Below are 21,243 nucleotides of genomic sequence, written 5' to 3'. Positions count from 1 at the left end.
CGGAAGGGGAAAATAAAGGGAGAGAGAAAATTAAATCTTTACATACCCCCATAGGGTATTTTATAATAAGTTTGTAAGTACGGGATGAAGACGAACACGGAAAGGGGATGGATGAATGGCTGCGAATACCAAGCCTGAGCATGCCGGCCATGAAGGGGCTGAGGATGCCTGCTCCGGTCATGAAGGAACTGTGCGGCACAGCCATCATTCGGCTGCGGTCAAGAATAATCTGACAAGCCGGCTTAATCGGATTGAGGGCCAGATCCGCGGGATCAAAGGCATGATCGAGAAGGACACCTATTGCGATGATGTGCTGAACCAGATTGCAGCCGTGCAATCCGCATTGAACAGTGTCGGGAAGCTGCTGTTGGAAGGGCATATGAAGAGTTGTCTGATCGAGCGCATTCAGGCCGGTGAGACCGAAGTTGTGGATGAACTGTTAACCACGGTCAATAAATTGATGAAATAAACTACTAATCCATCAGGAGGAATATGAAATGGCAAACATTACTCTGCAAGTTGAAGGCATGTCTTGCAACCACTGCGTAAATTCCGTGGAGGGAGCCGTAAAAGAACTTGGGGCGACGGCCAAAGTCGATCTTTCTGCAAAGAGCGTAACCGTTTCTTATGATGAGAACAAAATCACCCTAGAAGCCATCAAAGAAGCCATCGAAGACCAAGGATACGACGTGGTATAAGGCACACCCGTTCTGTCGCTTGAAATATACCCCTGGCAGGTATTATTGGTGGGGTAAAAAAACTCCCTTGAATCCATCCGATTCAAGGGAGTTTTCAATTAGGTCTCATTTCTCGCGGACAAATCCGTGTTCGTGAAGCGCCTCAATAAAATGCAAAGCCACCTTGACACCTGCCTCAAGAAAGGCGAGATCAGGCTTCTTGCTGAGCCCGGACACGGTCAGTATCCCCCGGCTCCCCTTGATCCGCAGCTTTACGCGGGCGCCGGGGAGGTGCTCCAAAGCCTCGTACAGCCCTTCCTGCTTCAGAATCAGGCGAAGCAATCCGGGATGGGTGGCCTTCGCGTGGTACGTCTTGTTCATGGCCGAATGGGGGAGCGAAGCGGAACGCAATTCCGGATGAAAAGGCAGGGCCAGCGGATGCTTGGAGCGCTTAAGGCTAAACTCAAGTTTCCGCCTTGGCATGAAGCAGAATTTCACGGCGGAGGACCATTGTTTCGAAGAATCAGAGCCCGCATCGGCCAAAGTCACATAGAGTGCTCCGATACCCTGTTTTAACTCTTTGCGGACATGCTGGCCGGTATATTTCCAGCCTTTAAATGAAGTCCGCACGTAGACGCCGCTGTGCGTTTCCGCGTATTGCTGCAGCAAAGCCTGGGATTTCGATACCCACCAAGGTTTGTTTAACTTTTTAACCGTATGCATCGCTTAATCCTCCTTACGGGACGTCCCCTTCGGAGAAGGAAGGCGTCCCTCTTTCCGCAATGCCTCCCGGAGCAGATATTCGATATGACCGTTCACGCTTCGGAATTCGTCAGCCGCCCAGCGCTCCAAAGCTGCATAAAGAGTAGGGTCCAGGCGCAGCGGAAAGCTTTTTTTGGTTGCCATTTGCCTATCGCGCCAGCATTAGTACAGCGTGCTCGTATTGATGACCGGCTGGGCGGAACGGTCGGATACGACGGCGACGAGGAGATTGTTGATCATAGCGGCTTTCCGTTCATCGTCCAACTCAACGAGATTGTCGTTTTGCAGTCTTTGAATCGCCATTTGCACCATGGTCACGGCACCGTCGACGATTTTCTCGCGGGCGGCGATAATGGCTTCGGCTTGCTGACGCTGCAGCATCGCACTGGCGATCTCCGTCGAATAGGCCAGGTGGGTCAGGCGCGATTCAATTACTTTTACCCCCGCGATGGACAGCCTGTTCTGGAGTTCATCCGTCAGCTCCAGGGCGATCTCCTCCGAGTTGGCGCGCAGGGAAAAACCGGTGCCGTCGGGCTGATCGTAAGGATATTTGCTGGCGACGTGGCGCAGCGCCGTTTCGCTTTGAATCTCCACGAACGTTTCATATTCATCCACTTCGAAGAGCGCCTTGGCGGAATCGACCACCGAGAACACGACGACCGCGGCGATCTCGATCGGATTCCCGTTGACGTCATTGACCTTCAGCTTGGCACTGTTAAAGTTGCGGACGCGCAAGGATACTCTTTTGCGGGTGGAAAAAGGCACGGCCAGATAGAACCCGCTCTTCCGAATGACGCCAAGATAGCGTCCGAAAAAGGTGACGACATTCGCCTGGTTCGGCTGCACGATCGTCAACCCGGTCAACAGCACGAAGCCGATCACACAGGCTACAATGCCTGCCACCATCGGCAGAGTGATCTCAAGCGAAATCAGATAAGCGCCCGCGCCCATCAGGGCCAGGATAAGCAGCACCGCGACAAAACCGTTCACGTACGATAATTCCTTTTCTTTCATAACTGACACTCCTTAATGTATATATTGTTTTGATATTTGTATGATATCACTTTTAGTATTTATTGTAAATTGGTAATTAAAAAAACAGGCACCTTCTGCCTGTTCCGGCAGGGTACCCGTTCTTTAAGGGATCATCCTATTAACTGATCCAAGTCATTTCGGACTCGGTAACACTCCAAGCCCCCTCTTTAAGCTCCAGTGTAATCTTTGCCCCGATAGCCCCCTTACCGGACCGGTACTTCGAGCCTTCGATCACGGCGGAGTTCTCCCCGAGCTCCACTTTTTTAATTTTTAGCAAAATACCTTGCAGCACCATTGTTTCCTTGAACTCGGGCTCTTCTTTTTTGAGTTCCTCCATTGTGGCGTCCCGGACGTCCACATCCCCGAAGGCAAACGATGAAAGGAGGTGCTCTCTGTCCGCATCGGTTAATTGCGGGAGGTCGCTCAGATCGAGGGCGATGTACTTCATTTCCGAATTAAGCGCCTCGTCCATGGAAAACATCGCTTCAAAAGCAAGGCGATAGAGTTCACCGGCCGATCTGTGCGTGTCCTGATCGCCGTCGGGAACGGCGGCTGTGGCCGGTTTCGTCCCGCCAGCGGTTTCTTCCGCCTTCGGCTGATGCGTTCTATCCGATTCACCTGCCAATGGCGGAGCCTGGACCGCGGGTTCGGCGGGTTTATCGCCACCGCAGCCGGTCAGCGCAAAAAACAATCCCAACAGGCAGACGGCCGCTCTTGCACGATTTAGGGTCACTGTCGGATCCCTCCTTTTTAGGATAGACGCTTGGAGAGGGGGAGAAGTTGCTTTTGCGTCAGCCTCCAAGCCTATAACTTGGCCACGATGCCGGCAAGGCGGGCGATGCCGCTCTCCAGTTCATCCAAGGAGGCGTACGAGTAGGAGAGTCTTAGGCAGTTGCCGGCTTCCCGGTCATACAGATGTCCGGGGTTTATGAGTATGCCCTGCTTTAAAGCCGCATCGAACAGCTTGCGCGGGGCCGCCGCTTGTTTTAGGCGCAGCCAAATATAGAAGCCGCCGGCGGGCACGTTCCAGTCGGCCAGCCCGGCAAAATGCCGGTCCAACGCCTCGGCGGCGATTTGTCTGCGGAAGCGCAGGGCGCTGCGCAGGCGGTCGAGGTGTTCGTCGTAGATGCCGCTGGACAGCCACTCCGCCGCCATCCGCTGGGAGAAGGCGCTGGAGCCGTAGTCGCTCTGCATTTTGATGTCGGCCAGGCGCTCAATGACCGGCTGGGGCCCGGCGATCCAGCCGATGCGCAGGCCGGGGCTGAGCGTCTTCGACAGGCTGCCGAGGTAAAGGACGCTGCCGCTTGAATCCCCGGCTTTCAGCGGAGCCGGGGGCGGCTCGTCCAGCCACAGATCCCGGTAGACGTCATCCTCCAGCACCGGCAGGCCCGCCGCCTGGCAGGCTTCCAGCAGCCGGGCGCGGCGGGGCTCGCTCATCACGGTCCCCGTCGGATTATGGAACGTGGGAATCGTATAGAGCAGCGAGCCGCCATACTGCCGGGCGTAAGGAGCGACCAGTTCGGGGCGAAGCCCCTGGTCGTCCATCGGCACGCCCTGCAGCCTCATGCCGGCCGATTGGAACACGGGCACGGAGTATAAATAGGACGGCCGTTCGAGCAGGATTACCGATCCGCGCCGCAAAAGGCCGACCGAAATCAGCTGCAGGGCCTGGAGCGCGCCGGAAACGATCAGGATCGATTCCGGGGAGATGGCCAGGCCCTGGTTTTTTAAGCGGGCGGCAAGGATTTCGCGCAGCCCGGGGTCGCCCTTCGGCTCGCCGTAGCCGAGCTCGGGGACGCGGTCCGCCATCCGCTTGAGGAGGCGGCCCATCGCCGGCCTCGGCAGCAGCTCCGGCGCCAGCTCGCCGGTGCCGAGGCGGAGCATGCCCGGGCGGAATTCCGCCCGGTTGATTTCCTGCACGGCCGGCAGGTTGGGACGGTGAATTCCCGCACTGACGTAGGAATTCCAGTCCGGCGGCGGGGCGGAGGTCAGCACGCCCCACGTCCGGTTCGCGACGCGCGTTCCGCCGCCGCGTCCCGTCTCGACCATGCCGGCGGCGGCAAGCTCGTCCATCGCGGCGACCACGGTGCTGCGGTTGACGCCGAAGCGGGCGGCCAGCTCGCGCTGGGACGGGATCCGCATCCCGACCGGCCATTCGCCGCCTGCGATTTTGTCGCGGAGATATTCGAAGATTTGCGTGTGCAGCGGAATCCCGGAGCGGCGGTTCGGCTGCCAGGAAGTAGGCTCCACATAGATCAGCTCCTTTTATGAAGAAGACACGACAGTTTTCTTCATTATACAGTTTGGTTGGTTCAACATCCATCCAAATGGATGGAGCCAGATCATCGCCGGGCGGTTACAATAACCAAGGGGTCTATGATCCCGGGAGGATGACCATCAAAGAGAGAAGGGAAGAGAGAGGCGATGTTGACGGCGTTCATTCACGGTTTTGTTCTTGCTCTCGGCCTGATTTTGCCGCTGGGGGTTCAAAACGTATTCATATTTAATCAAGGGGCATCCGGAAAAAGGTGGACGCGGGCGCTTCCCGCGGTCATTACCGCTTCGGTATGCGATACGATGCTGATTCTGCTGGCGGTCCTCGGGGTATCCCTGATTGTCCTCACGCTGGAGTGGTTAAAAGTTATTCTTTTCATCGGTGGGGCCTGCTTTATGTTATACATGGGCTGGTCGATTTGGAGAAGCTCTCCTTCGGGGAACCCGGAAGGGAGCAAGGGCCTGCCCGCCAAGCAGCAGGTGTTGTTCGCCATGTCGGTGTCCCTGCTGAATCCGCATGCGATTCTCGATACGATCGGCGTGATCGGAACCAGTTCCCTAAGCTATGAGGGGGGAGGGAAAGCGGTTTTTGCCTTGGCGGCGATCCTGGTATCCTGGCTTTGGTTTGTCGGCCTGGCCCTGGCCGGCCGCCTCGTTGGCGGGCTGGACGGAAACGGCACGCTGCTTAAGCGGATCAATCAGGTTTCGGCCCTGGTGGTGTGGGGTATGGCGATATATTTACTGCTCGGGCTTCTAACTTCTATATAGTTTGAACTATTGATTTGCATACTAGTGCCCCGTCAGACAACCTTGAGCCTTGAGTAGCATAGAATTCCTGCATATCTGTAGGATTTTTCCTGTTCGGAACAAAAATTTGAGGGTTCCTGCAATTCTGCAGGAATTTTCGACGAAATAGGCCCGTTTCTCTAAAATCGCTAGAAATACCTGCAGATTTGCATCTTTTGGAGTTGGAAGTGCGCTAGGTACCTTGATAGTCTAGCCGTGGGCTTGATACGGATTTGGATGTCTGTGGGCGTGAGACTACTTAATTATCGAGCACCTCACTCCAAATCATAGTTGAAGCAGCGGATTCTCATTTTCCCCCACTACGCTGTCCGATGGAGCACTAGATAGCGGGGGAAAGGGTTCTTTGTTTCGAATTAAAGGGAATTCCTCCCGTTAATTTGCTGCGTATGCGGCTGCTTAGACCAATTACCGGGAAAAACTCCCGCTAATTCGCCTGAAATTGTGTATATCGGCAATAGGGCCGCGAAATAGATGGAGCTTTTCCAGCTAAATCCGATCGAAGAGCCAAGAGCGGTATATTAACGGGAGATTTTCCCGTTAATAATGTAGACTCCGACGGTGGTGGGCACCATTTCATATCCTTGCCCAACGCCAATTCTTTAGTTCAACCTATATAGGTTAGGGGGCGGGCATACTAAAAGGAATCAGGCAGCTTTTTCTCATTCGGAGACAGGTGCTTTCTTTTTCCGATGGCGATATCGCTCCTTTGAAAAAGTGCTGGGGATGATTAATAATTTAGCTGTTGACATACACAGGGGGGGTATAATATGATGGAGACAAATCCTTTATACCCCTCGGGGGTATTATGCGAAGGGGAGTTTGATATGAGTAGCGCTGAAGGTTCAAAACAACAACAAACCACCTTACAGATTACAGGCATGACCTGTGCCGCGTGCGCCAATCGGATCGAAAAGGGGCTGAGCAAGCTGGAGGGAGTTTCTCAAGCCACGGTAAATTTTACGCTCGAACAAGCGGCGATTACTTTTGATCCAAGCAAAACCGATCCGTCACAAATGGAACAGAAGATTCAGGCGTTAGGCTATGGCACGGTCGGGGAGTCCGCGGATTTTCAAATAACGGGCATGACCTGTGCCGCCTGCGCGGCGCGAATCGAAAAAGGACTGAACAAATTGCCGGGCGTGACGAAAGCGACGGTGAATCTGGCCCTGGAGACGGCGCATGTCGAATATAATCCGGCGGAGGTCACTCCAACCGACATGATTCAGAAGGTTGAAAAGATCGGCTATAAAGCGGCGCTAAAAGGTGAGAAGAAGGAAGCCGGGGATCACCGGCAGAAAGAAATCAAACGCCAGAAACTCAAATTGCTGGTTTCGGCTCTTCTGTCTTTTCCGCTGCTCTGGGCTATGGTCAGCCACTTTTCATTCACTTCGTTCATCTGGCTTCCGGACCTGTTCATGAATCCGTGGTTCCAACTTGCTCTAGCTACGCCGGTCCAGTTTATCATCGGCAGTCAATTCTACATTGGAGCCTACAAGGCGCTCAGAAACGGCAGCGCGAACATGGATGTATTGGTTGCATTGGGGACTTCGGCCGCCTATTTCTACAGTCTTTACCAGACGATCGAAACGATAAACGCGCATGGACATCACCAGGTCGACCTTTACTATGAAACGAGCGCCGTTTTGATTACATTAATTTTGCTGGGCAAGCTTTTTGAAGCACTTGCCAAGGGCAGATCCTCGGAAGCCATCAAGACCCTAATGGGACTGCAAGCCAAATCCGCCACGGTCATTAGAGCGGGTCAAGAGATGGTCGTGCCTGTTGAACAGGTTTTGGCCGGCGATGTTGTTGTAGTGAAGCCGGGAGAGAAGATCCCTGTCGACGGCGAGGTCGTTCACGGTACTTCATCCGTGGATGAGTCCATGTTGACCGGGGAGAGTATTCCGGTTGAGAAGCGCGCGGGGGATAAGGTGATTGGCGCGACGATCAATAAAAACGGGATGCTGCAAATTCAGGCAACCAAGGTGGGCAAAGAAACAGCGCTTGCGCAAATCATTAAAGTGGTGGAAGAGGCTCAAGGCTCTAAAGCCCCGATTCAACGGATTGCCGATATCATTTCAGGGATTTTTGTCCCGATTGTCGTGGGAATTGCCATTGTAACCTTCCTTGTTTGGTATTTTGCGGTGGAACCGGGAAGCTTCGCCAGTGCGCTCGAAAAAGCTATTGCCGTCTTGGTTATCGCCTGCCCGTGTGCCCTTGGCTTGGCAACCCCAACCTCGATTATGGCCGGTTCCGGCCGCGCCGCCGAACTTGGGGTACTCTTCAAAGGCGGCGAGCATCTGGAGGCCACGCATCGGATTGAGGCGATCGTTTTGGATAAAACAGGGACCGTAACCAAAGGAAAACCCGAACTGACCGATGTTATCGCAGAAAATGGGATGGATGAGCGGGCGTTCTTGCGGCTTATTGGCGCGGCGGAAAAAAACTCCGAGCATCCTCTGGCCGAAGCCATTGTTGCGGGGATTCAGGAAAAAGGGATCGAGCTGCCGCCATCGGAACAATTTGAGGCGATTCCGGGCTATGGGATTCGCGCGATGGTCGACGGACTCGAATTGCATATCGGGACCCGCAGGCTGATGCAGAAGTACGGTATCCAGGCAGACAGCGCATTCGGCAAGATGAATCGATTGGAGGAGACGGGAAAGACAGCGATGCTCGTCGCAATAGAGGGTCAATATGCCGGCATGGTCGCCGTGGCCGATACGATAAAAGAGACTTCCAAAGAAGCGGTGAAACGCTTAAAAGATCTTGGTATTGATGTCATCATGATTACCGGCGATAATGAACGGACCGCGAAGGCCATTGCGGCTCAGGCGGGAATCGATAAGGTGTTGGCGGAGGTTCTGCCGGAGGGCAAGGCTGCCGAGGTGAAAAAGCTTCAGGAGTCCGGGAAGAAAGTAGCGATGGTCGGAGACGGCATTAATGATGCGCCCGCCTTAGCTACGGCGGACATCGGTATGGCGATTGGGACCGGTACGGATGTGGCTATGGAAGCTGCGGATGTAACGCTCATGAGAGGAGACTTGAACAGCATTCCGGACGCCATATTTATGAGCAAAAAGACGATGTCGAACATCAAACAGAATTTGTTCTGGGCGTTAGCCTATAACGTCATTGGAATTCCCGTTGCGGCGCTTGGGTTCTTGGCTCCATGGCTAGCCGGGGCGGCTATGGCACTGAGTTCGGTTTCCGTTGTGTTAAATGCCTTAAGACTTCAAAGAGTCAAATTATAAAAGACGGCAAGCGGCCCGTTCATTAGCTTAAAAAGTTAATGAACGGCCGGTTTTTAATAAGGATAATATACACGTTTGCAGAGAAGATATAAAATCATAATGGAATTCATCGGGGCAGTATGAATTTTTGACCTTGATTTATTATGTTGGGATTGGGAGTGAAAGCGAATGAATGAAGTGATTAATCTGCTGAAGAATCATCGTTCGATCCGAAAATACAGCGACCGTCCGGTCGGCCGGGAACAAGTGGAGGAGATCGTCGCCGCGGCGCAGATGGCGTCCAGTTCCAGCAACGTCCAGGCTTACAGCGTCATCGCTGTCACCGAGGAAGACAGGAAGGACAAGCTGGCGGAACTGTGCGGCAGCCAGACCTACATTGCGGAGTGCCCGGTATTTTTGGTTTGGTGCGCGGATCTTTCCCGGTTGAAATCGGCGGCGGAACGCCATCTTCCGGCGGGAACCGAGACCTATGAGGGCGCGGTGGAAAATTTCATCGTAGCGACGGTCGATGCGGCCTTGGCGGCGCAGAACGGGGCGGTCGCCGCGGAATCGCTGGGGCTCGGCATCGTGTACATCGGCGGCATCCGCAACCGGAGTGAGGAGGTGGCCGAACTGCTGGGGCTGCCGGAACTGATCTACCCCGTATTCGGCATGTGCGTCGGCTATACGGACCAGGAGCCGGGCCTCCGGCCCCGCTTGCCGCTGGAGGCGGTCTTGCACTGGAACGGCTATGACGCCGAACGCTCGGAAGCAGGGGTGAAAGCCTACGATGAGACGATGGTGAAGTATTTGCGGGACCGGACCGGCGGTATGAAGGACACCCCTTGGTCCGTATTGATGGCGGAGAAGCTCGCGCAGCCGGCCCGGCTTCATATGCGGGAGTTTTTGCGGCGGCGCGGCTTTGGACTGAAGTAAAGTGATAATCCCTTTGCTTTGCAACAGCCCTGCTATTTCCCTAGCCGCCCACCGCATTAGCGGCCTTTTGGGGTGCTATTTCGGTCCGATTCGCTTCCGGGGGGATAATAAGCGGTGAAAAAAGCCCTTATTGGACTGCTGCGGGCCCCGAAGTCAGGGGTTGGCCCGCTTTTTCCAAAATAAGACCTCAATATGCCGCTATTTCACATCGTTCAGCTGAATTCGACAAAATAGCGCCGCAAAGGGCCCCTATTCATCTGCCTGGCGTCAAAGAAATGGAAGAAGCCCGCTAATGTCCGGACGCTCCGGTATCCCCCGTCCTGTCGGCGGAGACGGGAGTGGCGCGGAGCGTACGGGAGGCGCTGTACACGGCGGCGAATATAGCTCCAGTGACCGTAAGCAGCCCCCCTCCTATCAGGCCGAGCATACGGGGGGACAGGACATCCAGCAAAAAACCGCCGAGAAGCATCGCCACCCCCATGATCGTATTTTGCAGCGTGGCCAGCATCCCCATAAATCTCCCTCGAATTTTATCGGGTACGAGCGTCATCAGGATCGTCTGGTTGCAGGCGTTCCCGATTCCTGAGCATATCGCCGTTCCCGCCAGCAGAACCATCAGCAGACCAAACGATCCGCTTTGGCTGATCAATATATGGCATATCCCTTCCAGCAGCAGGGTCAGGACTGCGGCGGCCTTGATCCGCCGGGCAAATCGGCCCGTCAGCGCGGATCCGGCGACCAGCCCGGCACCGAGCGCTCCGTACAGCAGCCCGATCCCGAGATCGCCCATGTGAAACACTTCCACCGCATAGACGCTGAGCAAAATATTGAAGATGCCGTCTCCGACCGGCCAGACCGCAAAAATGATCAGCATCAGCCGGAGGAAGGGCGAGCGGGCGAGCAGCCCGCGGAAGGCGGCGACGGTTGGCGAGGCGGCGGCCGGGGCCGAAGCCGAAGCTGGCGCGGCGAAGCCGTCAGCGCTCTCGTCTGCGGCGGCCTGACCCGGGCCGTGGGCGCAGCCGCTGTCCGGCGAGGAGCCGCTGAGCCGCGGCAGCCGGGCAAGCAGCAGGGCGGCGGCCAGGAAGGACAACGCGTTGAGGAGGAAGGGGACCTCCATGCCGAATTTAGCGGCCACGAAGCCGCCGCTGACCGAGCCTCCGATCAGCACGAGGCCGGTCATGACCTCTTCGAGGCTGTTAACCTGAAGCAGACGATCCTTCCGAACCAGGCGGGGGATCGCCGACATGCGGGCCGGGGCGTAGACGGCTTCCCCTGCGGACAATAGAAAGGAGCTTGCGTAGATCAACCATACGTCCGCGGCCTCGCGGACCAGCAGCGGCGTCAGCGCAAAGACAGCCCGAATCAGGTCCGTGGCGATCATCACCCGCTTATTGGAGAAACGGTCGGCGAGCATGCCGCCGAGCGGCCCAAACATCAAATAAGGGATAAGTCTGACGCCAAAGGTGATGCCGATCGCAAGGCCCGAACCGGTCAGCGTCAACAAGAGGCCAAGCACGGCAACCTGGCTGAAGCGGTCCCCCATGCCGTTCACGATTCCGGCCGTGAACAGTCTTGCATAGTCTTTTTCTTGTCGCAGAACGGTCCAGGGGTTCATGATGATGTTTATCCTCCATAATTGATCAATTTTATTAACATCTAATTTTATAAATATCTAATTAGTTAACGAAAAAAAAGAGCAGGCAGGCTCCAAACCGCATATCCCGCTCGATGATCCATCTCTATTCCCGCGCCCGATCGGCACCTGTCAGGGCTTCTCCCACAGTTCCGGCGGATTCAGCTCATAAATGCCGTCTTCCCGGTACATATACTGGTGCATAGTGAATTCCCGGCGAATCGTGGCAAAGTCCTCGTGAAATTTTAGAATGTATTCGTTAATTTCCTTCTCGGCATATTTTCGGTGCGGCTCCAAGCCCTGGATCAAATGCTCAAGCACCATGCGCTTCTTCTTTTGCTGAGCGGGCAGATGCTTTAAACGGCCGTCTTTGGTAAAAAAATTGCGAATCACCGCCATGCGGTCCAATGTCTTGTCACCCCCCGGATCCCCGCTTTCGTCGGCGCCCCCGTCTCCGACGGTTAATATGGCCCGGGCCTGCAAAGCGAGGCTTTTTTCGTTGAGATAAAAATAAATCGTATTCTTATCCCGGCGTTCGTAAATTAGATCGGCTTCGCGCAATTTGGTCATGTGGTGGGTTACCGTGGGCGGCGAGACCCCCAACTTGCCCGCCAAAGCTTGCCCGTGAAGCGGGCCGTTCTTGAGAAGCGCGATGATCCGGATTCGCGTCACGTCGCCTACCGCTTTATGAAATTGAACGAGACGGTCGAGCTGCATGTGCGATGGCCTCCTTTTTTTGATGCTCAACTAATTAGATATATGTCGAATTATTTCACGCGGAATAGCGATTGTCAATAGTCATCGCTTCCGCAGGTTTTGCTTTTTATATCCGATAGAAAGTCCGGGTGTTCTCCGTTAACCTGTCCGCGGCCTCCCCGTAGGAGAGTCCCAGCAGACGGCCCCAAGCCTTCGCTACCTCGTGAACCATGTCCGGCCGCGTGGTCTGTCCGGCAAAAGGACCTTCAAATGGCCAAGGGCCATCGGTTTCGGCCATCACGAGGTCCCGGGGATAGTAGCGGGCCAACTCGGCGATTTCGGCTTCGTACAAAAGGTCGGGGGTAAAAGAAATAAGGTATCCCTGTTCGGCCATCCGGCGAATGGTGGGCTTGGTACCCTTGAACCAGTGAAAGTGCGCCTTGGCGATGCCGTGCCGATCCAGGAGATCGCACGCCAGTTTGGCGTCCTCATAAACGGCATGGAGCACGACCGGTTTATCGAGGCGCTTCGCGAGCCCAAGCAGCCGGTCCAGCAGGGAAATATACGGCTCCAGGGGAAAGGCTTCCCCGCGCTTTTCCTTTTCCTTCCGGGTGTAATAGGGCAGCCCGATTTCACCGATCGCGACCATTCGGGAGGCATGCGCTTCTATCCATTGGACCAGCCTCGCTTCGGCTTCGGGCGAAGGAAGGGGTTGCTCCGGATGAAAGCCGAAGGCGGGGTGGATGAGTCCGGGGTACTGGTCCGACAGAGCCAGGTTGCTCCGGCAGGAATCCAGATGCATGGAGACGCCGACCAATCCGTCGATCCCTCGTTGTTGCGCTTCCCGCAGCAGATCGTCTCTGGCGGACTTCTCATATAAATCCAAGTGAATATGGGCATCCATCATCACGAATTCCTCCTTATTGCCGGTTAATTATGAAAAAATATTATTTTTAGGAATGTTATCACTTTATTCCTAGTCAGTTCGCAACTTTTGACCTATAATGTTAATGATGCATGTCAGGACTTCCAAGTTTTAGGAGGCGTAAGCCGGTGAACGATTCAGACCTACATATTGAACGCTTAAAGCTAGACCAAGAACCGGATGCCGCGATGTGGCTGCGGATATTGCTTCATAAGCACCCGCATGTCTATTATCATTCTTCGAGGGTAGCCATGCTGGCCGAGAAAATCGCGGAGCCTCTTGAATTGAGTGATGAGGAGAAGAGACAGCTGGTAAGGGGCTGTTTTCTTCACGATATCGGAAAATCAGTTATCCCCAGGGAAATCCTGACGCAAAGAGAACCCTTCACCAGCAGCCAGTGGGCTTTGATTAAACAGCATCCGATTATCGGAGCCAGGATGGCGGAGAGCAATCCCGGGTTTTCCAAGGAAATCGTGAAGATCATTCGGCATCACCATGAAAGGTGGGACGGCAAAGGGTATCCCGACGGATTAAGCGGCGAGGAAATTCCTTTGGGCGCCCGCATCTGTGCGGTGATCGACGCTTTTGATTCAATGACCTCCAACAAGGTGTATCGGCGGAGCATCCAGGTGAGCGAAGCCAGGCTGGAGTTGATTCGGTATGCCAATATTCAGTTCGATCCGGACGTCGTTCATGCCATTGTCAAGCTCCCTATTGAAACATTAAGCATCTTTTCGCTCTAATTGCATTTTACATAATAGCTTAAGGCCAAAGTGACCGGAGGAACACCGCCGTCAGTTTGGCCTTTTGCGTTGCTCTTCCCTCATTTGAATGCCAATTTCCTTCCTGAGTCTCAAAAAGGCGGGATCCTCCGTCAGCTCCTCCCGACGAGGCCGGGGAAAAGGGACCTCTATCCGGTGAAGCACCCGGGCCGGACGATTGGAGAGCAAATAAATCGTGTCCGACATCATCAGCGCCTCCTCGATACTGTGCGTGATGAGGATGACCGAGCGGCGCCGGGTCTCCCACAGATCAAGCAGCCAGTGCTGCATCTCCGTACGAGTCAGCTCATCCAGAGAACTGAAGGGCTCGTCCAGGCACATCACTTCCTGGGGAGCCAACAGTCCGCGCAGAAAAGCGGCCCGCTGCTGCATGCCGCCCGAAAGCATGTGCGGATAGGCTTTCTCAAAGCCGCCGAGTCCCGCTTTGACCAGCCATTCCTTGGCTTCGGCCAGGGCTTCCTTGTCAGCGCCGCCCGAAATTTCCCGGGCCAGCAGGACGTTATCGAGCGTAGTCCGCCAAGGGAAGAGGGCTGGCTTTTGCGGCACATAGCTGATCAGGCCCCGCTGCCCGGTGACTTCCGTTCCGCCGGCCATCACGCTTCCCGCGTCGGGCTTCAGCAGCCCGCCGATGACATGAAACAGCGTGCTTTTGCCGCAGCCCGACGGGCCGATGATCGAGACGAATTCTCCTTCGGCCACGGAGAGGGATACTCCGTTAAGGACGGGCAGGCTCCTCCGGCGCTCCCGAAAAGAGAGGGTGAGTTCCCGGACCTCCAGTGCGGGCGGCGGGGAGAGCGAGGATTTTTCCGCGTGCGTCATTTGTTTGGCACCTCTTTCTAATTGTCTTCGCCCGCCGGTTTGTAGCGCACGAGCCATTTTTCCAGCAGGGCGACGAGGGTGAACATGGCCAGGCTGATAGCCACGATAATGGCGATGGCCACGAAGATCCGGTCCGTGCGGAAGGAAGCCTTCTGCAGCATCATATAATAGCCGATGCCTTTCTCGGCGCCGACCCATTCGGCGATGACCGCGCCCATGACGCTGTAAGTGGCGGCTATTTTGATACCGGACAGCATGGTAGGGATCGCATGGGGGATCTCCAGCTTGCGGAAAATTTCGCCCCGGCTCGCCCCCGTCATCCGCATATAGTCGAGCATCACGCGGTCGGTTCGGGTCAGTCCGTCCATCGCCGCCACGGCGACCGGAAAGAAGCAGACGAGCGTAATGACGATAATTTTGGGCAGGATGCCGAAACCGAACCAGATCATAAGTAATGGAGCCAGCGCGATGGTGGGCACATTCTGGCTAAGAATGATGAGCGGGTACAGCGATGATTTTAAAAATGGGACGTAATGGAGCACAAAAGCGACCAGCAGGCCCACTCCCGTTCCGATCGCAAAGCCGAGGATCATGAGTTCCAGCGTGGCCCGTGTATGCTCCCACAGTCCCGACGAGTTGGCGGCGGCTTCCCTGGCGATATCGGACGGACTCGGGAGGATCCACTCTTCGATATGAAACAGGGAGGTCGCCATTTGCCACAGGACTAAAAACAGGATGACCGCCACTAAGGGCGGCCATGTGCTGTTCCAGAGCCGGCGAAGCTTCATGGACGGTATTTCTCGGTCAGCTTGTCCATGCTGACGCCTTTCGGATTATAGGAAATTTTGATCTGCGAAATAATGCCGGTGCTCCCGAAATCGATAACCGCCTCGTTCATTTGCTTGACGATCGAGAGCAGCTCATCCAGCTCGCCTTCCATGGTCGTTTCGAGCGGGTTGACCTGATACTTGACCCCGGAAGCCTGAATGACCTCGATGGCGCGGTCCACGTACGGGATCACATCCTCGCCATTGGGGGTTTTGGGAATGATTTGAATGCTGAGCAATGCGTTTGGCATCATATTTCATCCTCTTTCGTTTATTTTATAGGTTGGGTGCTCCTGATTTCCTGTTTTAAGATTCCGGTAAAAACTCGTTCGTAAACGCCTTGTCCGTGTCGAGCGGTTTTTCGAGCAATCCGAATTTCTGCATCCAGTCGGAGTAATTTTGCCAAACCTCTTTCTTTTGTTCTCCCCAGCGGGCGGCATCCTCCTGGTATTTCGGACTCAGCCATTTTTGACTGGCCACAACCAGATCCTTGTCCAGGTCCGGCACGGCTTTCAGCAGCATTTCCGCGGATTCCTCCGGATGCTCGATCGCATAACGGTAGCCTTTGGAGGTGGCGCGCATGAAGGCTTTGACCAGTTCCGGATCATCCGAGATCGTTTTCTCGTTCGTCACGATCACGGGGGTGTAGTAATCCAGCTGTTCCGAGTAGTCTTTCACATACTGCATATCCAGCGGTTCGCCGCGCAGCTCGGCCTCAATGCCGGTCCAGGCATAGAAGATCCAGGCGAAATCGATGTCCCGTTTGACCGCGGTAAAATAATCGGCTTCTCCCATGTTGACGAACTTGACCTTGCCGACGTCGGCGCCGCTTTGGTCCATAATCGATTTCATGACGGCTTCCTCCACCGGGGAGCCCCAGCCGCCGTAGGCTTTGCCTTCAAAGTCCTTCGGGGTCTTAATCCCTTTATCGGCAGGCGCGGCAAAGCCCGAGGTGTTATGCTGGATGACCGCGGCGATGGAGACCAGCGGAACGCCCTGGATGCGCCCTTGGGTAACGTTCTCTTGCACGCTCACTCCGAAAGGGACCTCCCCCGACGCGACCATGGCGTCGGCGCCTCCGGCCCCCGGCAGAACGATATCCACGTTCAGCCCTTCCTCTTTGTAGTAGCCCTGCTCTTTGGCTACGTAAAGGCCGGTATGGTTCGTGTTCGGGCTCCAGTCGAGCACGATTTTGACGTCGCGCGGCTTTTCGGCCGTGTTCGGGCCGGATGCGGCCGAGCCGGTCTTCGCGGTTTTGCCGGCGTTTTGTCCGCAAGCCGTCAGGGCCAGCAGGAGGGCGCATACGGCAAGCAGTGCCCATGTTCTTTGCTTCACAGAAATTCTCTCCTTTATATGGATTTTGAATTTCCGCAGTCACGTTCGTGTGAAGTTCCGAATTATCTGAAATGGTGGCGTCCCAATTTTTCCCACAGGCAGAAAAAAAGCGCCCCGGATCGGGACGCGTAGGTATCATGGCAAATGACGATAAGCCCATGCTAAAGCATTCTTCCTACGCTGGCATTACCCAGATCAGGTTTAAGGGTCAGTATCTTGCGGGATACAATCTCAGCCGGCCTTTTTCCAGCTCCCCTGAACTATAGACTGCGGATTACAATAGTCATTATAGACGCGGGCCCGGTTTATGTCCAGTTTAGGTAAAGGCTTTCTTTTTGATTTGCTTTTTGGTTCGGGGGAGAGTATAATAAAATCAATTGAAGTTTTAAGAAGTGATATTCACGTATTGAAAAGGGTGTCAATTTTTAAAATGAACTTTTTTCAATATGTGAATTTTTTTATGTAAAAAAGGAGCATGTTAATCTTTAAACAGGAGGTAATTTACCATGGAAACTGGAACAGTAAAATGGTTCAACGCAGAAAAAGGCTTCGGCTTTATCGAAGTTGAAGGCGGAAACGATGTTTTCGTTCATTTCAGCGCGATCACAGGCGAAGGCTTCAAAACGCTTGACGAAGGCCAACGTGTACAATTTAACGTTGTTCAAGGCAACCGCGGACCGCAAGCCGAGAATGTCGTAAAACTGTAATGCAGGCATGGGCTGCTCTTAACGCGTGCGTTAAGAGCAGTTTTTATTTTTCCCCAAACGGCATATAGTTTAAAAGTTCCGGGATCTCGCTGAAGCCAAACTAATATCTAGGAGGTAACCATGAACTACCGTAAAAAAACGATTGAAGAAATTCCTGAGGAGAACACACCGGTATGGTCTTGCGTGAGTGAGGATTGCAACGGATGGATGAGGGATAACTTTGCGTTTAATTATGTTCCGGTATGTCCGTTGTGCTCCTCGGAAATGGCGAAAGGGATGAAGATGCTCCCGCAGCTGATCAACACCAATGCCGTGAAAGTGGACCGGTAATTACGTTCCAACCTGATATAGCATGCGATAAAAGCCGCCTCCCGCGGATTTGGGGGAGCGGCTTTTGCGTTTTTGAGTCCGCTGGCTGCCCGCTTCCGCCATGATCAGGGCAGAGGGGCGCTTCCGGCGGCTAGCCTCCTTTGGAAGCCAACCGGGCAGGTGAATAAGGTAGGCCCCGGCTTAGGCCTGAGCCGAAAATTTCTAACGGAAGCCATAGCCGCTATTTCGCCCATGAAGGGGGATTTCAGATTCTAACGGACGCAGCAGCCGCTATTTCAGTAAAATGAGGTCATTTCGGCGGGAAATTGGACAAATAGGCGCTAATATTTCCGTTAGAATTCCGAAAGTGCGGATCCCCGCGAAATAGCGTCTATGATGTCCATTAGAGCCAGCGCGCGGCACGTTGTTCATCCGGCCCTAGTAGGCCGAGATTCGGCTGGGTGGTGTAGCCAGCTAAGCCCCGCTGCGGCCCTTCCAGTACAGGATTGCAAGCTGGGTGCGATCCCGGACTTCGAGCTTGCCGAGAATGTCGGTCACATAATTTTTAACCGTTCCCTCGCTCAGAAACAGCTGGCCGGCGATTTCCTTGTTGGACAGGCCGTCGGCGATCAGGCGGAGCACATTGTGCTCGGTCGCCGTTAAACCGGCACGTTGGAGCCTGTCGTCGGCGGGAGGTGCGGGAGTGGGGCGCAGCAGGCCGGTGAGCTTCCTGGCGATTTCCGGATGGATCAGCATGTTCCCGCCATGAACGGTTTTGATGCCCTGAATGATCCGGTCGGGCGGAATGTTTTTGAGCAGATAGCCGCTAGCTCCGTTGCGAAGCGCCTCCAGAATGAATTCATCATCATCAAAGGTCGTCAGCATGAGTACCGCGACGTCCGGGAAGAGCGCCTTGATTCTTTTCGTTCCTTCGACTCCATTGCATTCCGGCATGCGGATATCCATCAAAACCACGTCCGGAACCGTTCCGCCGTTCCGTAGCCGCTCGACGGCTTCGGCTCCGTTCCCCGCCGAACCGATCACTTCGATGTCCGGATCCATGCCGATGAGCAGGGTCAAGCTTTCCCGGATAAAAGGATCGTCGTCCACAATGAATAAAGTTAAGTTGGCCATATCGGTCCTCCCCTTTTACGATAACTTCTCTTCGGTGTCTATATGTACCGTGCCCTAAACCATTTCCGCCCGCTGCGCCACCGGCAGTTTCGTAATTACCGTGAACATCGGTTCTAAAACGATGTCCAGACTGCCGCCCGCCAAGGCGCAGCGCTCTTTCATCCCCCGCATGCCCAGGCCGCCGGATTGCGGCGGAATCCGTCCGGGAAGGGCGCCGTCGTTGCTTACTGTCATGGTGATTTCGCGGGCATCATAGGTGATTACGATTTCGACCGTTTCGGGCCGTCCATGTTTCAGCGCATTGGTGATGGCCTCCCGGGCGTTTTTGTACAGGATCAGCTCTTGGCTGGGATATAAGGAGTAAGGATCTCCTTCCAGAGTTAGCCGGGTCCGGACTCCGGTTTCTCTGCCGATCTCCTCCAGCATTTGGCGCAAGGAAAGGATTCCTGCGGCTTCCCCGGCGGGCCTGATCCGGCGGACCGCGGCTCTCATCTCATCGAGTCCGGAGGCCAACTGGTCGCGGATTTGCAGCAGCAGGCTCATCCCTTTCTCCGGATTGCCGGGAATGACCTGCAGGGCGGCTTCCATCATCATCTTGGCCCGGATCAGGCGATGACCGACCTCATCATGCAGCTCCCGGGAAATTCTGTTGCGCTCCTCGGTCTGCGCGGCTCCTTCGACCTGCTTGGTGAAGAGCAGTAGGCGTTTTCTCGCTTCGTCCAGTTCATAGTGTTTTTTTCGCAAATCATCAAATTGAAGATCGGCATGCTGCTTAGTCAGGGCGGAGTGCCGCAGGAGGGACAGAAGAACGGCCATGGCGAGCAGAAGCAAATTACCCGTCACGGCCCATTCCAGGGATTGGCCTCTCACGGCGTAGTTGTAGGCCAGCAGGTGCAAGCCCGCCAGCGTATATCGCCATCCGGCGCGAGGCAATTGGAAGTACAGCAGTACCGGGCTAGCGGCGACAAGGCTTATAATACCGCCATAAACATGACCCAACCACGACGCATACAGAATCAGCAGGGTGGAAAGCCCCGTCAGCGGAGTTACCCGGGAGGTAAACCGGGAGGCCACAAACAGGTTAAGCAAGATGAGAACCTGCAGCAAGTACTTGCCGTAGCCCCCTTCCTCGGGCAGCAAGTAAATATGAAAGAAGCAAGGAATCAAGGTGAAGCCGAGGATGAAGATGAACAGGGAGTTTTTTGGCATGCGGTTCCATTCCTATCTTTCGGGATTCCTGCGGATTTCGCTGGCTTCATTATAGCACAGCCGTTTTTGAGGAGAGGCGGGCCGGCATGAATCTGATGAGGAGGTGACTTTCGTCACCCTCAGGTCATGACGATCCGTACCTTCGCGGGGAAAGGGGGGCTGATAGAATAATACTCAAGAAACGGCAACGACACAGGAAGGTAGGGGAGCCGCATGGCATTGGTTGAGGTGAAAGACGCTATTAAGCGTTATGGAGATAAGCTGTCCGTAGACCATCTAAGCTTAACGATCGAGGAGGGAGAGATTTTCGGGCTTCTGGGTCCGAACGGCGCGGGAAAAAGCACGACCATCAATATGATGGTCGGTTTGCTGCGGATGGATCAGGGGGATATCCGTATCGACGGTTTCTCGGTCAAGGAGAAACCGCTCGAGGTGAAACGGAGAATCGGACTGGTGCCGCAAGATTTGGCGCTTTACGAGTCGATGCCCGCCGCCGACAACGTGGCTTTCTTCGGCAGATTGTACGGTCTGCGCGGCCGGGAGTTAAAGGCGCGGATATCGGAGGCGCTGGCCTTCGTCGGTCTGGAAGACCGGGCCAGGGAGCTGCCGAAGACATTTTCCGGCGGCATGAAGCGGCGGCTTAATATCGCTTGCGCGATTATGCACCGCCCCAAGCTGATTATTATGGATGAGCCGACGGTGGGGATTGACCCGCAGTCGCGAAATCATATTTTGGATTCGGTCAGGGAACTGAACCGGATGGGCTCGACTGTCATTTACACGAGCCATTACATGGAGGAGGTCTCGGCGATTTGCGACCGGGTAGCCATTGTGGATCAGGGGCATGTGATTGCTTGCGGGACGCAGAATGAGCTGAGAGAACGCGTCTCCGGTGAGGAGAAGATCAGGATGAAAGCGACCGGCATCGGCGAAGAAGTCCTTGCGGAACTGCGGTTGCACCCCAGAATCACGCGTGTGCTCCACCAGGAGCAGGAACTGTACACGTTTTCTTCGCAGAACGATCTTCAGGATATTTTGTACATCTGCGCCAAGCATGACGCCGTGATCCATTCCGTGGTTTGCGAACAACCGACGCTGGAGACGCTGTTCCTGAACCTGACCGGGCGCAAGCTGCGGGACTAG

Annotated in this window: 23 protein-coding genes and 1 riboswitch; of the genes, 9 read left to right on the top strand and 14 right to left on the bottom strand. The window is 54.9% G+C overall.

All coding sequences use genetic code 11. The annotated features are described in order from the left end of the window. Positions 1-115 precede the first annotated feature (115 nt). Positions 116-469, top strand: a complete 354-nt coding sequence (locus tag V4U88_RS19235) for a metal-sensitive transcriptional regulator (protein WP_334074868.1) — start codon at positions 116-118, stop codon at positions 467-469. Positions 470-497: 28 nt separating this feature from the next. Continuing rightward, complete coding sequence (copZ, locus tag V4U88_RS19230; RefSeq protein WP_334074867.1) at positions 498-698, top strand: copper chaperone CopZ; 201 nt, start codon at positions 498-500, stop codon at positions 696-698. Positions 699-803: 105 nt separating this feature from the next. On the opposite strand, the gene V4U88_RS19225 is transcribed toward copZ, so the two are convergent. The 5 genes from V4U88_RS19225 to V4U88_RS19205 all read right to left on the bottom strand — a co-directional run bounded on the left by V4U88_RS19225 (position 804) and on the right by V4U88_RS19205 (position 4,724). Then, complete coding sequence (locus V4U88_RS19225; RefSeq protein ID WP_334074866.1) at positions 804-1,400, bottom strand: hypothetical protein; 597 nt, start codon at positions 1,398-1,400, stop codon at positions 804-806. 3 nt (positions 1,401-1,403) lie between these two features. Next, on the bottom strand, positions 1,404-1,583 hold the full coding sequence (locus V4U88_RS19220) for a toxin-antitoxin system HicB family antitoxin (RefSeq protein WP_334074865.1): 180 nt from the start codon (positions 1,581-1,583) through the stop codon (positions 1,404-1,406). An 18-nt stretch (positions 1,584-1,601) separates the two neighbouring features. Beyond that, positions 1,602-2,453, bottom strand: coding sequence for an SPFH domain-containing protein (locus tag V4U88_RS19215; protein WP_334074864.1), 852 nt, complete (start codon positions 2,451-2,453; stop codon positions 1,602-1,604). A gap of 139 nt (positions 2,454-2,592) precedes the next feature. Continuing rightward, on the bottom strand, positions 2,593-3,207 hold the full coding sequence (locus V4U88_RS19210) for a hypothetical protein (RefSeq protein ID WP_334074863.1): 615 nt from the start codon (positions 3,205-3,207) through the stop codon (positions 2,593-2,595). 71 nt (positions 3,208-3,278) lie between these two features. After that, positions 3,279-4,724: an aminotransferase-like domain-containing protein gene (locus V4U88_RS19205; RefSeq protein WP_334074862.1), complete on the bottom strand. Its 1,446-nt coding sequence runs from the start codon at positions 4,722-4,724 to the stop codon at positions 3,279-3,281. A gap of 174 nt (positions 4,725-4,898) precedes the next feature. On the opposite strand from V4U88_RS19205, the gene V4U88_RS19200 reads away from it, so the two are divergent. From V4U88_RS19200 to nfsA, 3 genes are all read left to right on the top strand, one after another. Further along, positions 4,899-5,516 (top strand): LysE/ArgO family amino acid transporter, encoded by a 618-nt coding sequence (locus tag V4U88_RS19200; protein WP_334074861.1) that lies wholly within the window; start codon positions 4,899-4,901, stop codon positions 5,514-5,516. A gap of 863 nt (positions 5,517-6,379) precedes the next feature. Beyond that, positions 6,380-8,809 carry a heavy metal translocating P-type ATPase gene (locus V4U88_RS19195; protein WP_334074860.1) on the top strand — a complete coding sequence of 810 codons (2,430 nt, stop codon included), beginning with the start codon at positions 6,380-6,382 and terminating at the stop codon, positions 8,807-8,809. A gap of 168 nt (positions 8,810-8,977) precedes the next feature. Further along, complete coding sequence (nfsA, locus tag V4U88_RS19190; RefSeq protein ID WP_334074859.1) at positions 8,978-9,724, top strand: oxygen-insensitive NADPH nitroreductase; 747 nt, start codon at positions 8,978-8,980, stop codon at positions 9,722-9,724. A gap of 289 nt (positions 9,725-10,013) precedes the next feature. On the opposite strand, the gene V4U88_RS19185 is transcribed toward nfsA, so the two are convergent. The 3 genes from V4U88_RS19185 to V4U88_RS19175 form a co-directional block, all read right to left on the bottom strand. After that, positions 10,014-11,339, bottom strand: a complete 1,326-nt coding sequence (locus tag V4U88_RS19185) for an MFS transporter (protein ID WP_334074858.1) — start codon at positions 11,337-11,339, stop codon at positions 10,014-10,016. Between the two features lie 150 nt (positions 11,340-11,489). Next, positions 11,490-12,074, bottom strand: coding sequence for a DUF2087 domain-containing protein (locus V4U88_RS19180; protein ID WP_334074857.1), 585 nt, complete (start codon positions 12,072-12,074; stop codon positions 11,490-11,492). Positions 12,075-12,180: 106 nt separating this feature from the next. Continuing rightward, positions 12,181-12,960, bottom strand: a complete 780-nt coding sequence (locus V4U88_RS19175; protein ID WP_334074856.1) for a TatD family hydrolase — start codon at positions 12,958-12,960, stop codon at positions 12,181-12,183. Positions 12,961-13,106: 146 nt separating this feature from the next. Between V4U88_RS19175 and V4U88_RS19170 the strand changes: the two genes are divergently transcribed. Next, complete coding sequence (locus tag V4U88_RS19170; protein WP_334074855.1) at positions 13,107-13,721, top strand: HD-GYP domain-containing protein; 615 nt, start codon at positions 13,107-13,109, stop codon at positions 13,719-13,721. Positions 13,722-13,772: 51 nt separating this feature from the next. Here the strand turns inward: V4U88_RS19170 and V4U88_RS19165 are convergent, their stop codons facing one another. From V4U88_RS19165 to V4U88_RS19150, 4 genes are read right to left on the bottom strand one after another with little or no spacing between them, the layout of a single operon-like run. Continuing rightward, entirely contained in the window at positions 13,773-14,579 is an 807-nt protein-coding gene (locus tag V4U88_RS19165) for an ABC transporter ATP-binding protein (RefSeq protein WP_334074854.1), read from the bottom strand. A 17-nt stretch (positions 14,580-14,596) separates the two neighbouring features. After that, complete coding sequence (locus V4U88_RS19160) at positions 14,597-15,367, bottom strand: ABC transporter permease (RefSeq protein ID WP_334074853.1); 771 nt, start codon at positions 15,365-15,367, stop codon at positions 14,597-14,599. Then, positions 15,364-15,657 carry a thiamine-binding protein gene (locus V4U88_RS19155; protein WP_334074927.1) on the bottom strand — a complete coding sequence of 98 codons (294 nt, stop codon included), beginning with the start codon at positions 15,655-15,657 and terminating at the stop codon, positions 15,364-15,366. The genes V4U88_RS19160 and V4U88_RS19155 overlap by 4 nt, the downstream gene beginning before the upstream one ends. Positions 15,658-15,712: 55 nt before the next feature. Further along, the gene (locus V4U88_RS19150) at positions 15,713-16,747 is read right to left on the bottom strand and encodes an ABC transporter substrate-binding protein (protein WP_442951898.1); all 1,035 of its coding nucleotides are present in this window, start codon (positions 16,745-16,747) and stop codon (positions 15,713-15,715) included. Between the two features lie 149 nt (positions 16,748-16,896). Continuing rightward, positions 16,897-17,008, bottom strand: a riboswitch (TPP riboswitch). Positions 17,009-17,247: 239 nt separating this feature from the next. Between V4U88_RS19150 and V4U88_RS19145 the strand changes: the two genes are divergently transcribed. Further along, complete coding sequence (locus tag V4U88_RS19145) at positions 17,248-17,448, top strand: cold-shock protein (protein WP_009223993.1); 201 nt, start codon at positions 17,248-17,250, stop codon at positions 17,446-17,448. A gap of 120 nt (positions 17,449-17,568) precedes the next feature. After that, a complete protein-coding gene (locus V4U88_RS19140) occupies positions 17,569-17,778 on the top strand; it encodes a cold-shock protein (protein WP_334074851.1) in 210 nt (69 codons plus the stop codon). A gap of 453 nt (positions 17,779-18,231) precedes the next feature. Here V4U88_RS19140 and V4U88_RS19135 read toward each other — a convergent pair whose 3' ends face one another. Continuing rightward, on the bottom strand, positions 18,232-18,891 hold the full coding sequence (locus V4U88_RS19135) for a response regulator transcription factor (RefSeq protein WP_334074850.1): 660 nt from the start codon (positions 18,889-18,891) through the stop codon (positions 18,232-18,234). A gap of 54 nt (positions 18,892-18,945) precedes the next feature. After that, positions 18,946-20,100 carry a sensor histidine kinase gene (locus V4U88_RS19130; RefSeq protein WP_334074849.1) on the bottom strand — a complete coding sequence of 385 codons (1,155 nt, stop codon included), beginning with the start codon at positions 20,098-20,100 and terminating at the stop codon, positions 18,946-18,948. A 213-nt stretch (positions 20,101-20,313) separates the two neighbouring features. Between V4U88_RS19130 and V4U88_RS19125 the strand changes: the two genes are divergently transcribed. Next, the gene (locus tag V4U88_RS19125; protein ID WP_334074848.1) at positions 20,314-21,243 is read left to right on the top strand and encodes an ABC transporter ATP-binding protein; all 930 of its coding nucleotides are present in this window, start codon (positions 20,314-20,316) and stop codon (positions 21,241-21,243) included.

It is taken from the genome of Paenibacillus sp. A14 (assembly GCF_036864815.1).
Taxonomy (GTDB): Bacteria; Bacillota; Bacilli; order Paenibacillales; family Paenibacillaceae; genus Fontibacillus; species Fontibacillus sanfengchensis.
This window is presented reverse-complemented; position numbering and strand designations above follow the sequence as displayed.

What these genes read in the sequence shown, in the direction of transcription:
- V4U88_RS19235 (WP_334074868.1), top strand. Translation starts at nt 116, where the DNA reads ATGGCTGCGAATACCAAGCCTGAGCATGCCGGCCATGAAGGGGCTGAG.
- copZ (WP_334074867.1), top strand. Translation starts at nt 498, where the DNA reads ATGGCAAACATTACTCTGCAAGTTGAAGGCATGTCTTGCAACCACTGC.
- V4U88_RS19225 (WP_334074866.1), bottom strand. Translation starts at nt 1,400, where the DNA reads ATGCATACGGTTAAAAAGTTAAACAAACCTTGGTGGGTATCGAAATCC.
- V4U88_RS19220 (WP_334074865.1), bottom strand. Translation starts at nt 1,583, where the DNA reads ATGGCAACCAAAAAAAGCTTTCCGCTGCGCCTGGACCCTACTCTTTAT.
- V4U88_RS19215 (WP_334074864.1), bottom strand. Translation starts at nt 2,453, where the DNA reads ATGAAAGAAAAGGAATTATCGTACGTGAACGGTTTTGTCGCGGTGCTG.
- V4U88_RS19200 (WP_334074861.1), top strand. Translation starts at nt 4,899, where the DNA reads ATGTTGACGGCGTTCATTCACGGTTTTGTTCTTGCTCTCGGCCTGATT.
- V4U88_RS19195 (WP_334074860.1), top strand. Translation starts at nt 6,380, where the DNA reads ATGAGTAGCGCTGAAGGTTCAAAACAACAACAAACCACCTTACAGATT.
- nfsA (WP_334074859.1), top strand. Translation starts at nt 8,978, where the DNA reads ATGAATGAAGTGATTAATCTGCTGAAGAATCATCGTTCGATCCGAAAA.
- V4U88_RS19185 (WP_334074858.1), bottom strand. Translation starts at nt 11,339, where the DNA reads ATGAACCCCTGGACCGTTCTGCGACAAGAAAAAGACTATGCAAGACTG.
- V4U88_RS19180 (WP_334074857.1), bottom strand. Translation starts at nt 12,074, where the DNA reads ATGCAGCTCGACCGTCTCGTTCAATTTCATAAAGCGGTAGGCGACGTG.
- V4U88_RS19175 (WP_334074856.1), bottom strand. Translation starts at nt 12,960, where the DNA reads ATGATGGATGCCCATATTCACTTGGATTTATATGAGAAGTCCGCCAGA.
- V4U88_RS19165 (WP_334074854.1), bottom strand. Translation starts at nt 14,579, where the DNA reads ATGACGCACGCGGAAAAATCCTCGCTCTCCCCGCCGCCCGCACTGGAG.
- V4U88_RS19160 (WP_334074853.1), bottom strand. Translation starts at nt 15,367, where the DNA reads ATGAAGCTTCGCCGGCTCTGGAACAGCACATGGCCGCCCTTAGTGGCG.
- V4U88_RS19155 (WP_334074927.1), bottom strand. Translation starts at nt 15,657, where the DNA reads ATGCCAAACGCATTGCTCAGCATTCAAATCATTCCCAAAACCCCCAAT.
- V4U88_RS19145 (WP_009223993.1), top strand. Translation starts at nt 17,248, where the DNA reads ATGGAAACTGGAACAGTAAAATGGTTCAACGCAGAAAAAGGCTTCGGC.
- V4U88_RS19140 (WP_334074851.1), top strand. Translation starts at nt 17,569, where the DNA reads ATGAACTACCGTAAAAAAACGATTGAAGAAATTCCTGAGGAGAACACA.
- V4U88_RS19135 (WP_334074850.1), bottom strand. Translation starts at nt 18,891, where the DNA reads ATGGCCAACTTAACTTTATTCATTGTGGACGACGATCCTTTTATCCGG.
- V4U88_RS19130 (WP_334074849.1), bottom strand. Translation starts at nt 20,100, where the DNA reads ATGCCAAAAAACTCCCTGTTCATCTTCATCCTCGGCTTCACCTTGATT.
- V4U88_RS19125 (WP_334074848.1), top strand. Translation starts at nt 20,314, where the DNA reads ATGGCATTGGTTGAGGTGAAAGACGCTATTAAGCGTTATGGAGATAAG.